Source organism: Bacillus cereus group sp. BfR-BA-01523, from assembly GCF_022662615.1.
GTDB lineage: Bacteria > Bacillota > Bacilli > Bacillales > Bacillaceae_G > Bacillus_A > Bacillus_A mycoides.
In genome coordinates this window covers 1-14119 of sequence record NZ_JAKUDX010000008.1, presented here as the reverse complement: position 1 = coordinate 14119, position 14119 = coordinate 1, and the positions used below count along the sequence as shown (strand labels likewise).

Below are 14119 nucleotides of genomic sequence, written 5' to 3'. Positions count from 1 at the left end.
ATTTTCTTCTATTAGCGGAATCTAACTAAAAACTTGTTGAAAAGGAAGTTAGGTGGGGAAATTGTTAGAGCTAAAAGGTAACTTGTTTGAAGTTATGAAGGAAATTAGAGATGAGTTAGGTTCACCTAATGATTTAACAATTAGAGAAGTTGCTCTTGCTGGTAGTTTTACACGTTGTGCGGTTGTTTTCTTATGTGGATTGACAGATAAGGATAATGTTTATAAATATGTAGTTCGTACACTTCAATATGAAGAAATACCAAATGAAGCAGCTGTGGTTCAGATATTATTGGATCGTTTTATTTCTATTGCAGAAGTCGGTATGAAGACGACTTTTCCAGATATTATAAATGCGATTTTAGCAGGAGATACAGTCATATTAATTGATAATATTCAAACGGCTATTGTTGTTAACAGTAGGGCTTGGGAGAAAAGAAGTCTAGAACCGCCAGTGACAGAAGATTTAATTCGTGGACCGAGGGTTGGGTTAAATGAAGATATTAATGTGAATAAAATGTTAATTCGCCGTGGTTTACGTGATCCGAAGTTACGGTTTCAATCTTATATTATGGGGAAGCGATCGCAGAAAGAAGTAACCCTAGTATATATAGAGGATATTATTAACCCTTACATCGTAAACGAGCTAGATCGGCGTCTTCAATCAATAGTGACAGATGTCATTTTTGAGACAGGAACGATTGAGCAATTAATTCAAGATAATAATTTATCGCCGTTTCCGCAGTTTTTAAATACAGAAAGACCAGATAATATAGTGGCTGCATTGGCGAAAGGGAAAGCGGCCATTTTAGTAGATGGGTCACCATTTGCTCTTATAGCTCCACTAGTATTTGTTGATATTTTTCAATCTGTAGAAGATCATTATGAGCGTTGGATAATTGGAACGTTATTAAGAATGTTACGTATGGGATCAGGTATTGCTGCTGTTTTATTACCTGCCATGTACGTAGCGCTTGTATCGTATCATCAAGGGCTTATTCCATCTAAACTAGCTTATTCCATTGCGGGAGCGAGAGAAGGGGTACCGTTTCCTGCTTATATAGAAACGTTAATGATGGCATTAACGATGGAATTAATACGAGAAGCCGGGATTAGGCTTCCGAAACCGATGGGACAAACAATTGGCATCGTAGGTGGTCTTGTAATTGGAGAAGCGGCAGTAAATGCGGGGATTGTAAATCCGTTTTTAGTAATTATTATTGCGGTTACCGCAATTGCTACATTTTCACTTCCTGTATATAGCATTACGATTACATTTCGAATTTTACTTTTCGTCTTCGTGTTAGCTGCAACTGCTTTTGGGTTATACGGAATCATTTTAGCTCTTATTGCACTTGCGATCCATATTACAAATTTAAAGAGTGTTGGGGTACCGTATACAACACCTATTGCCCCTGCTTTTTATAAAGATTGGGAAGAAGAATTGGTTCGCCTACCAAAATCAATGTTAAAAGAGAGGCCAGAATATTTACAAACGAAAGATTCTACACTACGTCCAAAGGAGCGAGAGTAATTGAAGCCATTTGAATATGGGGATGAAGAAATTGGATCTCGGGAACTTGGTTTTGCGGTATCGTCAACAATTATCGGTATAGGTGCATTATCTATGCCTCGAGATATTGCTGACCAAACTTTATTTTCGGATGGTTGGATTATTTTGCTTTTGGGTGGATTGATATGTGCGGTTTTAGGTTGGTTTGTAACGAGGATAGCTATTTTATTCCCAAAGCAAAACTTTGTTCAATATACGAGTGCACATTTGACGAAGCCTGTTGCATACACAATTAGTAGCATTTTAGTATTAACATTTGCTGCTTTGACCGCATATGAATCGCGAATGATTGCAATTATTTCACAAACATATTTATTTAGTGATACACCAATACAGCTACTCTCTTTCTTCTTCTTATTAGTTGTTATTTATGGAGTAGCAGGATCGAGAGCGGCTTTAGTAAGGTTAAATGTTCTATTTTTACCTATCGTGTTCATTGCGATAGTGTTGCTTTCTTTATTGAATGTGAATTTAATGGAAATAAACAATTTACTACCGGCTTTTCAAACGAACGCAAGTCAATATGCTGTAGGAGTTAAAAATTCTATTTTCACATTTATCGGATTTGAGGTAGCTCTGTTTTATGCTGTGATGCTGAACGATAAGACAGCGAAAAAAGCGCCAATGGCAGTTGCAAAAGCAGTGATGGTAAATGTGCTGTCATACATTTTAATTTATGTAACTTGTATTAGCGTTTTTTCGTATATGACAACCCGTGGATTGACGTATCCAACAATTGAATTGGGTAAAGAAATTGAAATTGGTGGAGGTTTTTTAGAAAGATTTGATGCCATTTTTTTTACTACTTGGATTATTACTATTTATAACACTACAGCAATGTATTATGACGTCGCATCTTTATTATTTTGTGCTATGTTTCCGAAAGTGAAGAAACATATTTTCATTTTTGTAAGTGCCCCGATTATTTTTATGGCGAATATGATACCTAGTAATTTGAATAATTTGTCAAGTTATGGGACTTATTTAGCTTGGATAGATATGGGGTTTGTCGTGCTAGCGCCTTTGTTAGTTTTTATTGTATATAAAATAAAAAGAAGGAATGGTAGAAATGAAACACCTTCTTAAAATTATAATGGTTATGGTTTTAGCTGGATCTATAAGTGGGTGCTCTGAGCTAGAAGAAATAGAAGAAAGAGGATTTGTAGTAGGCGCAGCTTACGATATTGTGAAGGAAAAGAAATCGAATCCAATTATGAAAGGGACGTATCAGATGGTACTTCCCAGTAAGTTAGCGCAACAAGGTGGCCAAGGCGGTGGAGATAGTGAAAATTATATTAATGTTAGTGCGAAAGCAGATAGTGTCTTTGAGCAAATACGAATTATTGCTAAAAAAATTAGTCGCTCACTATTCTTTCCGCATATACAAGTGATAATTTTTTCTAAAGATTTACTAGCGAATCCATATGTTTTACAAAATACGTTAGATGTATATATTCGTGATCACGAGATGAGAAGAAATATTCGTTTGTTCGTTTCTAAGAAAAATGCAGAAGCTATTTTAAAGCAGAGTGCCAAGCCTGAGAACTTACCGGCACAGTATATTGATATGTTAGCTGAGCATCCTCCGAAAAATGCTCAAATGATTGAAGCTGCAAGAATTGGTGAGGTACAGCAAAAAATGATTGCTAACCAAAGTTTCGTATTACCTATTCTCGAACTAACAAAGCAGGGGGTACAAATGAACGGGGCAGCGTTGTTTCGTGGAAAAGATAATAAGTGTGTAGGCAGTTTGAGTGGGGAAGAAACATTAGGGATGAATTATATAATAGGTAAAAAAATTGGAGGGTTCTTTACTATCCGTAAACAAGGTCAGCTTGTTACATACGAAATTCATAAGATGCACCGAAAGATTAAAGTATCTACGGAAAATGCTACAAAACCGAAGTTTGATATCCATTTATCTTTGGAAGGGACCTTAGCAGAGTTGCATTTTAGTGATCATAAACAAATTATGAATGAAAAGCGATTAAAGAAAACCATTGCGGAGGAAATGGAGAAGCGTATCCAAAAATCGATTAAGCTTGTTCAAACAAAATATAAGGTAGATGTATTAGCGTTAGGAGAAGTATATAAGCGGCATAATTATAAAGAATGGAAGAAGATAGATAAAAATTGGGATCAAGGTGAAAATTATTTTAGTAATGCTGAGGTTACTGTTCATGTTCATCCGACAATTGAGCATTCAGGTTCAGCTTTACCGAAGAGAGTGAAATAAGGTGATTTAAGTTGTTTACTGGACTAGGAATTAGTTGCACGATATTAATGGCGATTCTTCCGGGAGCCATATACTCCATTCATAAAAAAATCACAACGTATGGAGCTCAGCCGTGGAAAGAAAAAAAGAAACCTGAATAATTTCAGGTTTCTTTCGTGCAAAGCATATGTGAAGGGGGATACCTTCTATGTATGCTTTGTTTTTTATACAAGTTCTAACCAATGTACCAATTGTGTAGAGAGGAATGTAACAACAATTGCGATAACAGTAGGGATTGCGAACGATAAGAATGTCCATTTTGCACTTTTTGTTTCTTTATATATATTAACTAGTGTTGTTCCACACGGGAAATGAAGGAGTGAGAACAACATTGTGTTTAAAGCTGTTAACCAAGTCCAACCATTTTCTAAGAATAGATTTTTAATTTGATTAAAATCATCTATTTCAGTTAAAGCGCCAGTTGATAAATAAGACATTAATAAAATCGGGATAACAATTTCATTCGCTGGTAGTCCAAGAATGAATGCAGCTAAAATAAAGCCGTCAAGTCCTAACATTTTAGCGAATGGATCTAGGAAGTTTACAAAATACATAAGTAAGCTTGTGTCACCGATGAAAATATTAGCAAGTAACCAAGTTAATGCAGCTGCAGGGGCAGCTACAACTACAGCTCGTTTTAAAACATATATTGATTTATCGAGTGTTGCGCGTACAATTGTATTCCAAACTTTTGGCTTACGGTACGGTGGTAACTCAAGTGTGTAGTGAGTCGGAACACCTTTTAAAGCTGTTTTTGATAGTACCCAAGAAACGGTTAATGTCATAATGACACCAATTACAACCATTCCAACTACAACGCCAGCAGTAACAAGTGTTTGCATACTACCTGTATAACCAGCAGCCATAAATAGTGAAGCCATTAAAATCAACATAGGCCAGCGCCCATTACATGGAACGAAGTTGTTTGTTAAGATTGCAAGCATACGTTCACGTGGTGATTCAATAATACGTGTTGACATAATGGCAGCTGCATTACAACCGAATCCCATTGCCATTGTTAAAGATTGCTTGCCATGTGCACCAGATCGTTTGAATAAGCGGTCCATGTTAAATGCGACACGTGGTAAATATCCGTAGTTTTCTAATAGTGCGAACATAGGGAAAAAGATTGCCATAGGTGGTAACATAACGCTTATAACAGCACTGGTACCGCGGAATAAACCAAGTATTAAAATGCCATGTAACCATTCAGGTGCATGCGCTGCTTGGAACCAAGATGTTAAATATCCTTCTACCCAGCCAAAGAACTTAGCGATCATATCAGAAGGTACGTTAGCGCCTGCAATTGTAAGATAAAAAACAATAGATAAAATACCGAGCATAATTGGGAATCCCCAGATTGGAGATGTGAAAATTTTATCTAGTTTTTCAGAACGATACAATTTATCGGTATTTGTATATTGGACAGCTTCTTTACATATACTTGCGGAGGTTCGATAAATATCTCCGACAATATCATCTCGTATATCTTCTTTTGAAAGTGTTTGTGCATGTTGAACAATATAGTCCAGCGGAAGAGCTTTACTGGCTGAGTGAGATTCCATTTATTACGACCTCCCTTACAAGTGGTTCGTTATGATGTTTTTGAAGTGCAGTTAAGAAATTTTTATCTCCATCTAAAATACGTAACGCAATCCAACGTGCTGGATACGTATTGCCGAACACTTTATAAATTTGTGGTTCTAATTCTTGAATCATATTTTCGATTTTTTCATTATAAGTAATTTTAATTGGTGTTGGAATGAGTTTTTTATTTGCTACTTTAGCGATGACATTTAGCAAATGACCAATGCCTACTCGGTTACGAGCAGAAATCTTCACTACAGGTACACCGAGTGATTTTGCTAATTTCTTTTCGTCAATAATGATTCCTTTTTTCTCCGCTTCATCAATTAAGTTAATACAAATGACCACATCGTTTGTCATTTCCATCACTTGGAGTGCTAAATTTAAATTTCTTTCCATTGCAGTTGCATCTATAACAACTACAGTTACTTCTGGTTTTTCAAATATAATATAATCTCGTGCTACTTCTTCATCTGCCGAATTTGAATACAGTGAGTAAGTTCCAGGTAAATCTATTATTGTATATATATTTCCGCCATGCTTATATTCCCCTTCAGCCTTTAAAACAGTTTTCCCCGTCCAGTTTCCAGTATGTTGTTTTAAGCCTGTTAAAGTATTAAATAATGTACTTTTCCCGGTATTCGGGTTACCAGCTAACGCAATGCGATGGTTACTCATCTGAAATCATCTCCTATTAATACCCCGAAAATAAGGGAGCTTTCTTCACTACGCAGTGCAATAGTTGTGTTGCTTACTTGATAAGCGACTGGGTCTCCAAGTGGGCTGCGTTGTAATACTTTAATTGTCGCTCCAGGAAAAAAGCCTAAATCTAATAAACGTCGTTTCATAGTTCCTTCTAATTGTATCTTCTCAATTTGTACAAATTCCCCTGTTCTGAATTCGGAAAGGGGTTTAGTATTAGCCGATACCATAAAAGTTACCTCATCTCTATATTTTTAGTTTTAGTTTAAAAAGTTTCCTTAGGTAAACTTTTTGATACTAATATAGTAGACTACATTTAATGATGCTGTCAATTAGTACTTTAAAAATATTCAAATATTTTTAGAATTGTTCCAATTTATTTAGTTGTACCGAAAAATATTACTGGAATTCTTCTTAAAGTAAGAGTGTAAAAGCTTAAAAATATAGGGGGATTGTAAATGTAGTTTTAACCTAAAGGGAAAAATACAGAAAATCATTTACATTGAATTTACATTGTTAAGATTAAATTTACAATACTACGTGTTTAGTGTGGGTTTTGTTGGCTTTTTCAACTGTAAATGTTGGAATGTCTGGCTTTTAGGGGATGTTATCTCTATTTACTTAAACTTAAAAATTGCTTAACACTCACATAATATTGTTGTCCTACAATGAATTTGTGTTCGAAAGAAGATGAATTCGAAAAGTGATAATCCAAATGGGGGTACAAGACATGGTTATGAAAAAGGGTATTAAATTTTCTTTAGCGGCTTTAGTTGTTGCAGGTGCATTAGTTGGATGTGGAAAAGCAGAAAGTACGGATAATAAGGAAGCTACTAAAGGTAGCGATGCAAAACAAGAATTATCAGGTACGATTGCAGCGGCTGGCTCTACAGCTCTTCAACCTCTTGCGGAGGAAGCTGGAAAGAAATTCATGGAGAAAAATTCAAAAGTTTCTATTCAAGTTCAAGGTGGCGGTAGTGGAACTGGGATTAACCAAGTAGCATCTGGTGCGGTACAAATTGGTAACTCAGATGTTCCAGCTGGAGATAAAATAAAAGATGCTGAAAAAGCAAAAGAATTAGTAGATAACAAAGTTGCGGGTATCGCATTCGCACTTGTCGTAAATAAAGATGTAAAAGTTGATAACTTAACAGTAAAACAAGTGCAAGATATCTTCACTGGAAAAGTAACGAACTGGAAAGAAGTAGGCGGAAAAGATGAAAAAATCAATGTAATTAACCGACCGGCTTCATCTGGTACACGTGCTACTTTTGAAAAGACAGTGATGAAAGACGCGAAGATTAATGATGGAACTGGTACAACACAAGATTCTAATGGTGCTGTAGAGCAAGCGATTAACTCTACTCCAGGTTCAGTTAGTTACTTAGCAATGTCTTACATGGTTGGTGAGAAAAAAGGTGCGTTACAAACGGTTAAAATTGATGGATCTGAACCGAAAGTTGAAAATATTTCTGCTGGTAAATATCCATTCTGGTCTTACGAGTACATGGTAACTAAAGGTGAGGCAAAAGAAGCGACAAAAGCTTACATTGACTATGTAAAAGGTAAAGATTTCGAAAAACAAGTAGAAGATATGGGTTACATCCCAATGTCTAAATTAAATAAGTAATAAAATTTTATGGGGCTGGCTGCAAGGCCAGTCCTGTTCAATGCAATCTATGAAGTGGGGTCTGTCCTGTGATGAAGGGGAAAAAACAAATTAATTACGTAAAGAGTGAATATATAGGTAGATCACTTGTTACGTTTTGCGGTATCTTTATTGTTTTTATTACATTAGCTATTATTGCGTTTATTTGCGGTAAAGGCATTCAATCTTTCACGCAAAGTGGTATCTCATTTTCTGAGGTGTTAACTTCGATGAAATGGAATCCAAATGCTGATCAAGGTACGTATGGTGCTGTCATCTTTATTGTCGGTTCGACGCTTGTGTCGTTAGGTGCTGTTGTCATTAGTGCACCAATTGCTATAGCTCTTGCTATATTCATGAATTTAATTTCGCCGAAGTTTGGGAATAAAGTATTAAAGCCTGTTTTAGAATTATTAGTTGGTATTCCATCAGTTGTATACGGATTATTAGGGGTTACGATTTTGGTTCCTCTATTACGGGATTCGTTCGGTGGAGTGGGATTTAGTTTAATTGCGGGTATTATTGTCCTGAGTATTATGATTTTACCTACTATTGCTAGTATTGCCTCTGATGCAATACGCTCTGTTCCGTTTGATTACTTGGAAGCTTCTTACGGTCTAGGATCGACGAAATGGCAAGCGATTAGCCGAGTTATTGTTCCTGCTGCAAAACAAGGGATTTTAACAGGTATAGTTTTAGGGTTAGCGCGTGCTTTTGGTGAAGCGTTAGCGGTTCAAATGGTAATCGGGAACACGATTAAATTACCGGAAGGAATATATAGTCCAACAGCAACGTTAACAGGTATTCTGACAATGGATATGACGAATACATTGAACGGAACAGCTTGGAACAATGCGCTATGGACGTTAGCAATGATTTTACTTGTTATTTCATTCCTGTTTATTTTAGTAATTCGAGCGATTGGTCAAAGAGGTGAGCGATAATAATGAATGCAAGAACGGTAAATAAAGTTTGGACAGGTATCTTTTATGGGGTTGCAGCTTTAGTTGTAGCTTTGCTGGCTTTTTTAATGTACGAAATTCTGCAAAAGGGATGGGGATTTTGGGATCCTAGTTTCTTATTCGGAGAACCAAGCAATACAAGAGCTGGTGGGGGAATTGGTCCACAGTTATTCAATTCTTTCTACATGCTTGTTATAACACTTATTATATCTATTCCTCTTGGACTAGGGGCTGGAATATATTTAGCGGAGTATGCAAAACAAGGTCGTTTTTTAAGTTTTGTTCGTTTATGTATTGAAACAATGGCGTCTTTACCTTCTATTGTTGTTGGACTATTTGGCTTATTAGTATTTGTTACCATGACAGGATGGGGATATACAGTAATGGGTGGAGCTCTTGCTTTAACTATTTTGAATTTACCTGGTTTAACACGTGTTTGTGAAAATGCGATTTCTGAAGTTCCTCATAATGTAAAAGAGGCGAGTCTTGGACTAGGTGCAACGAAATGGCAAACAATTGCCCGCATCATTATCCCGTCTTCGTTACCACAAATCATTACAGGTATTATTTTAGCGGCAGGCCGTATATTCGGTGAAGCTGCGGCGTTAATTTATACAGCGGGTTTAACATCACCTATTTTAAATTCAGCAGCGGACTTCTCGAGCCCCTCGCATCCTTTAAATCCATTTAGACCAGCTGAAACGTTAGCTGTTCACATTTGGAAATTAAACTCTGAAGGGATTATCCCGGATGCGAAGTTAATTGCAACAAAATCTGCAGCTGTATTAATTATTATGGTATTACTCTTTAATATCATTTCTCGTTTCGTAGCATCTGTATTACACAAGCGTTTTACAGGAGCGAAAAAAAGTCGTAAAACGACGAAGAAGGTAAAAGCGGCATAAGTTGAAGATGAAAACTCTCTGTTTATAAAACAGGGAGTTTTTTTACGGTCATTTTGTTGCTGGAAGGAAAAGAAGGAGAGTTGTTGAATAGGTAATTTAATATGTGGATATTCGGATGAAAATAGGGAGGGGTTTGAAGGTGTTTTTTCTGCAAATGTCGGGATTTCCTGGATCAGGGAAGTCGACTCTTTCTAAGTATATCGCTAAGTTAACAGGTGCTGTTATTGTAGATCATGACGTCGTGAAATCAGCTTTATTAAAATCATTAAAGGCAAAAGGTGTTGAACCAACAGTGGTTGGGGGGATCTCCTATGATATTGAGTGGGAACTGATCGATTTTTTGTTGGAGCAAGAGCACAGTGTGATATTAGATAGTCCATGTCTCTATGAAGGGATGGTTAAAAAAGGAATAGGTTTATGTCGGAAGTATGGGGCTACATATAAATATATTGAATGTTATCTTAATAATATAGAAGAAATTAATCGTAGGTTACAAACGCGTAAACGTAAGATAAGTCAAATTACAAAAGTAGAATCAGAAGTAGCATTTCAAAAATGTCTGGCTGGCAGTAAAAGGCCTTTACATGGTGAATATCTTATTGTAGATTCTGGAGAGCCGCTAGAGAAGTATGGTAAAAAAGTGATGGATTATATTATGGATAGGTAGAGGGATAAAAAGGCGTTATCTTCATAATTGAAGATAACGCCTTTTAGTTTAAATATCAGGTGTTTCTGTAGAAGTGCTTATTTTTCTGCGGGAGCGTCTTTTTCTCCCGATTTTATCTAATAGTTCATACATAACGGGAACGACTACTAATGTAAGAACGGTTGAGACTGCCAAACCACCGATTACAACGACGGCCAGACTTTTCGATACCATACTTCCTGCTTGAGATTGCCCGAAGAGGAGTGGTAGCATAGCGACGATTGTTGTTATAGCTGTCATAATAATTGGGCGTAATCTAGTAGATCCTGCTTCTAGTAAGGCTTCTCTGGTTTCCATACCGTTTTCCCGATTTTGTTGCACTCTTTCTATTAATACAATAGCATTTGTAACGACAATCCCGATTAACATTAATGCGCCGATTAATGAATTTATGTCAACAGGTGTTCTGGAAATGATTAATCCTAAAATACCGCCGACAGCAGCTAATGGTAAAGAGAATAAAATTGCGAAAGGAGCGCGTGCTTGCCCGAATGTGATAACCATAATTAAATATACAATCCCGATTGCGATCCCCATAATTTTGAATAAATCTGTGAAGTTCTCTTGCATAGATTCAGTAGCACCTGCGATATTTACTTTTGCTCCGGTAGGTAAATCTAAGTCGGCTATAGCTTTGTTTACTTCTGCGCTTACTTTACTTAAATCTTCACTTGAAGCTTCTGCAGTAATTTGAATCGTTTCTTTCCCGTCTTTATGGAAGATTTCCGTTTGAAGTTGTTTTTCTGAAATAGTTGCAATGTCTTTTAAAGGAATTGGTCCGTTAATAGGTGATAGTATGTTTGTGTTTAAAATATCTTCTTGTTTGTTAACGGATGCCTTTTTATGTTCTATCATAATAGTTGTTTTTTCATTATTGATTGAGATTTCCCCAATAGGAGATTTCTTCATAAGGAATGATACTTGTTGTGCTGCTAATTCTGGTGTTAAACCTAGTTGCTCAGCCTTTGTTTGATCGATATGAATTTGCCATTCTTTTTTAGATTCTTCTATATTTGTTTTTACTTTAGAGAGATCGTCCATACCTTTTAGTTTTGTTTCGACGATGTTAGCGGCCTTTTTTAAATTTGTTTCGTTAGTAGCGGTTACGTTAAATTGTAAGTTGTTTCCGCCTCCGGAATCAGAGTAACTCGTCTTTATATAATCAAGTTCAGCTGGTTCGAAAGCTGTATGATCCTTTTTTAATTCTTTAATATATTGGTCGATGTCAGATCCTTTTTTAAAGACTACAAATATAGTTGCAAGATTGTTTTGAGTTGTCTGTCCCCATTGTGCATCTTCTGCGCTAGATCCCATTCGCAAAATAACATCTGTTACATCAGAATTAGAGAGGAGTTTCTTTTCGAAATCAAAGGCTTTTTGTTTTTTAGCTTCAGAATCATAATCACCTGGAAATGTCATGTTAACGGAAAGCATTGTATCGTCCTCAGACTTTATGTTCGCTTTCGGAAGTAGTATGTAGGCTGCAATTGATCCTGCAAATAATAAAAAAGAAGTGAGTAGAATGATAAACTTATGAGAAAGAGCCCACTTTAATGTAGTGACATATCGCGGTGAAGAATGTGAATTGCGACGTTTTGTTTTTTTGAGCAGTAAAAAAGCCATAAGTGGAACGACTGTTAATGCCACAATTAAGGAAGACAGTATAGAATACACAACTGCTAACACCATAGGTAACATTAGTTTTCCGATTACTCCCGATACGAGACCGATAGGTAAAAAAACGGCGACTGTCGTTAAAGTAGAAGAGGTAATTGCGACGGCGACCTCTTTTGTTGCATCGAGAATAATATCTTTAGAGAAAGATTCTTTTTGTAAACGACGGAAAATATTCTCGATGACAACGATACTATCATCGACGAGACGTCCAACTGCAACGGCTAAGCCACCAAGAGTTAGAATGTTAAGTGTGATGTTAGATTGATGGAGTAAAAATAGTGTTAATAAAATAGATAATGGAATACTAATGACAGCGATGAGTGTTGTTCGGAAGCTGCGTAAAAAGATTAAGATAATGAGAGTTGCAGCAATTGCCCCAAGGATTACTTCTTTTCCCATACTAGTAACAGCATTTTCAACTTGCTCATGAGTTGAAGCTAAAAGTTTAATAGAGAATTGATCTTTATATTGCTTGCTTATATCTTTAATCTTTTTATCAATCTCTTTTCCGATTGCAACCGCATTTTTACTCGGCTCTTTCATGATGATTAATCCTGTTCCTTCTTCCCCGTTTATGTGCGAGATTGTATCGTAATGTTGTTTTAATTCAATTTGAGCGACATCTTGCAATTTTACTTGAGGTGTAATGGTGATGTTTTTTATGTCATTTACATTTTTTATATCCCCGATGACACGAAGATTGTATTCTGTCTTATTAACGGTAATTGCTCCGGCTGGAGTGGAAGTTTCTTTTCCTTGTAAAACTGTTAATACTTGCTGTGATGTTATGTTTTTATCTTTTAGTTGGTTAGGATCAAGTACGATGGATAATTCGGAAGTTGATTTTCCGAAAAACATAACATTGGCAACACCATCAATGCTTTCGAGTTGTGGTACGATTTCTTTCTCAATTTGTTTTTCGTCAGCTTTTGAAAATCCGTTTTGCTTCTGGATGGTAATTTGAGCGAGTGGAATCATAGAAGTGTTTAATTGACTAACAACAGGTTTAGTTACATCTTTAGGCAATTTAATCGTATTAATTGTTTTTTCGACTTCGCGTGCCGCGTCTTTCATATTTGCCTTGGATGTATATGCAATGTCGATGCGTGATAATCCTTCATGTGTGGAAGAAGTGATGCCATCGATATGTTCTAAATTACGAAATTGTTTTTCAAGGGGATCAGTTACGTCCTTGGTCATCGTTTCAGCATCGAGCCCTTGAGATAATGTCGTAACAGTTATTGCAGGGTTATCGATGCTTGGTAAAAATTCCATAGGTAATTTAGAGCCGGAATAAACACCGAGTATGGAAATGAGAAAAACCATGATAATAATAGCGGCTCGGTTTTTTAATGAAAATTTTGTTAACCTATCCATAAAATAATTCCTCCATTAGTTTATTTATAGTTTTGTGGGCACTTTCTTACTATATAACAAAAATTGGATATCTTTCATTAATTAAATGTAAAAAAATTCTAACAATAATCTTAAGTTAATATTTCGAGGGGAAGTTTGTTATTTGTGGAAGCAAAATTCCTGATTGGAGAGAAAAATCAGGAATTAAAGTTTTGCTCTAGTATAGTGGCCACGTTTTTTATTACTCTACATTTAAATGATTATTTGTCCTTCTTAAGTAGAACTATGGTAATTATAAAATTAAAAAAGGAGAAGACTAAAGGTTAGGAAGTTATTGTGAAATACTGCCTGGTTAATAATAGTGTATAGTAACTTGTATACAATCAAAATGAATGTTTTTAGTAGAAAGGATAAGGGTTCTTTCTATAGAAGAAAGTAGGATAGATAACTTTTTGTATTTTTTTATAAAAAATACTTGTTATTTAAAAACCATGATGGTATATTAATAAACGTCGCTGATGCGGAAACGCAGAAAACGACAAAAAAGAAATTCAAAAACATAGTTGACATCGAAAAATGAAGATGTTAATATGATGAAGTCGCTTTTGAAGCGGCAGACAAGTTCTTTGAAAACTGAACGAAACAAACAACGTGAACGTCAATTTTTATTTTTAGATGCTAGACAAACTAACTTTATTGGAGAGTTTGATCCTGGCTCAGGATGAACGCTG

At 35.9% G+C, this 14119-nt stretch carries 13 protein-coding genes; 9 read left to right on the top strand and 4 right to left on the bottom strand.

The window, feature by feature from the left end:
* Positions 1 to 52 precede the first annotated feature (52 nt).
* From gerLA to MR066_RS27230, 4 genes are read left to right on the top strand one after another with little or no spacing between them, the layout of a single operon-like run.
* Entirely contained in the window at positions 53 to 1531 is a 1479-nt protein-coding gene (gene gerLA, locus MR066_RS19290; RefSeq protein ID WP_002029834.1) for a spore germination protein GerLA, read from the top strand.
* Positions 1532 to 2656 (top strand): spore germination protein GerLB, encoded by a 1125-nt coding sequence (gerLB, locus tag MR066_RS19285; protein WP_012260328.1) that lies wholly within the window; start codon positions 1532 to 1534, stop codon positions 2654 to 2656. It begins immediately after the preceding gene.
* Entirely contained in the window at positions 2640 to 3806 is a 1167-nt protein-coding gene (locus MR066_RS19280) for a Ger(x)C family spore germination protein (protein WP_242248224.1), read from the top strand. Before gerLB ends, MR066_RS19280 begins: the two co-directional genes overlap by 17 nt.
* 11 nt (positions 3807 to 3817) lie before the next feature.
* Entirely contained in the window at positions 3818 to 3946 is a 129-nt protein-coding gene (locus tag MR066_RS27230) for a hypothetical protein (RefSeq protein WP_012260330.1), read from the top strand.
* 63 nt (positions 3947 to 4009) lie between these two features.
* Here MR066_RS27230 and MR066_RS19275 read toward each other — a convergent pair whose 3' ends face one another.
* From MR066_RS19275 to MR066_RS19265, 3 genes are read right to left on the bottom strand one after another with little or no spacing between them, the layout of a single operon-like run.
* On the bottom strand, positions 4010 to 5410 hold the full coding sequence (locus tag MR066_RS19275; protein WP_193663934.1) for a ferrous iron transporter B: 1401 nt from the start codon (positions 5408 to 5410) through the stop codon (positions 4010 to 4012).
* On the bottom strand, positions 5388 to 6110 hold the full coding sequence (locus MR066_RS19270; protein ID WP_002090874.1) for a FeoB small GTPase domain-containing protein: 723 nt from the start codon (positions 6108 to 6110) through the stop codon (positions 5388 to 5390). The genes MR066_RS19275 and MR066_RS19270 overlap by 23 nt, the downstream gene beginning before the upstream one ends.
* Complete coding sequence (locus tag MR066_RS19265) at positions 6107 to 6364, bottom strand: FeoA family protein (RefSeq protein WP_002090873.1); 258 nt, start codon at positions 6362 to 6364, stop codon at positions 6107 to 6109. Before MR066_RS19265 ends, MR066_RS19270 begins: the two co-directional genes overlap by 4 nt.
* A gap of 500 nt (positions 6365 to 6864) precedes the next feature.
* Here MR066_RS19265 and MR066_RS19260 point away from each other — a divergent pair, with 500 nt between their 5' ends.
* The 4 genes from MR066_RS19260 to MR066_RS19245 all read left to right on the top strand — a co-directional run bounded on the left by MR066_RS19260 (position 6865) and on the right by MR066_RS19245 (position 10316).
* Positions 6865 to 7764, top strand: coding sequence for a phosphate ABC transporter substrate-binding protein PstS family protein (locus tag MR066_RS19260; protein ID WP_133116631.1), 900 nt, complete (start codon positions 6865 to 6867; stop codon positions 7762 to 7764).
* A 71-nt stretch (positions 7765 to 7835) separates the two neighbouring features.
* Entirely contained in the window at positions 7836 to 8726 is an 891-nt protein-coding gene (gene pstC / locus MR066_RS19255; RefSeq protein WP_016101789.1) for a phosphate ABC transporter permease subunit PstC, read from the top strand.
* A 2-nt stretch (positions 8727 to 8728) separates the two neighbouring features.
* On the top strand, positions 8729 to 9649 hold the full coding sequence (gene pstA / locus MR066_RS19250; protein WP_002010630.1) for a phosphate ABC transporter permease PstA: 921 nt from the start codon (positions 8729 to 8731) through the stop codon (positions 9647 to 9649).
* Positions 9650 to 9788: 139 nt separating this feature from the next.
* Positions 9789 to 10316 carry a P-loop nucleotide/nucleoside kinase family protein gene (locus tag MR066_RS19245; RefSeq protein WP_242248223.1) on the top strand — a complete coding sequence of 176 codons (528 nt, stop codon included), beginning with the start codon at positions 9789 to 9791 and terminating at the stop codon, positions 10314 to 10316.
* Positions 10317 to 10364: 48 nt separating this feature from the next.
* Here MR066_RS19245 and MR066_RS19240 read toward each other — a convergent pair whose 3' ends face one another.
* Complete coding sequence (locus MR066_RS19240; RefSeq protein ID WP_242248222.1) at positions 10365 to 13409, bottom strand: efflux RND transporter permease subunit; 3045 nt, start codon at positions 13407 to 13409, stop codon at positions 10365 to 10367.
* 569 nt (positions 13410 to 13978) lie between these two features.
* Here MR066_RS19240 and MR066_RS27225 point away from each other — a divergent pair.
* Positions 13979 to 14113, top strand: coding sequence for a hypothetical protein (locus MR066_RS27225; protein WP_274605602.1), 135 nt, complete (start codon positions 13979 to 13981; stop codon positions 14111 to 14113).
* Positions 14114 to 14119: the final 6 nt, after the last annotated feature.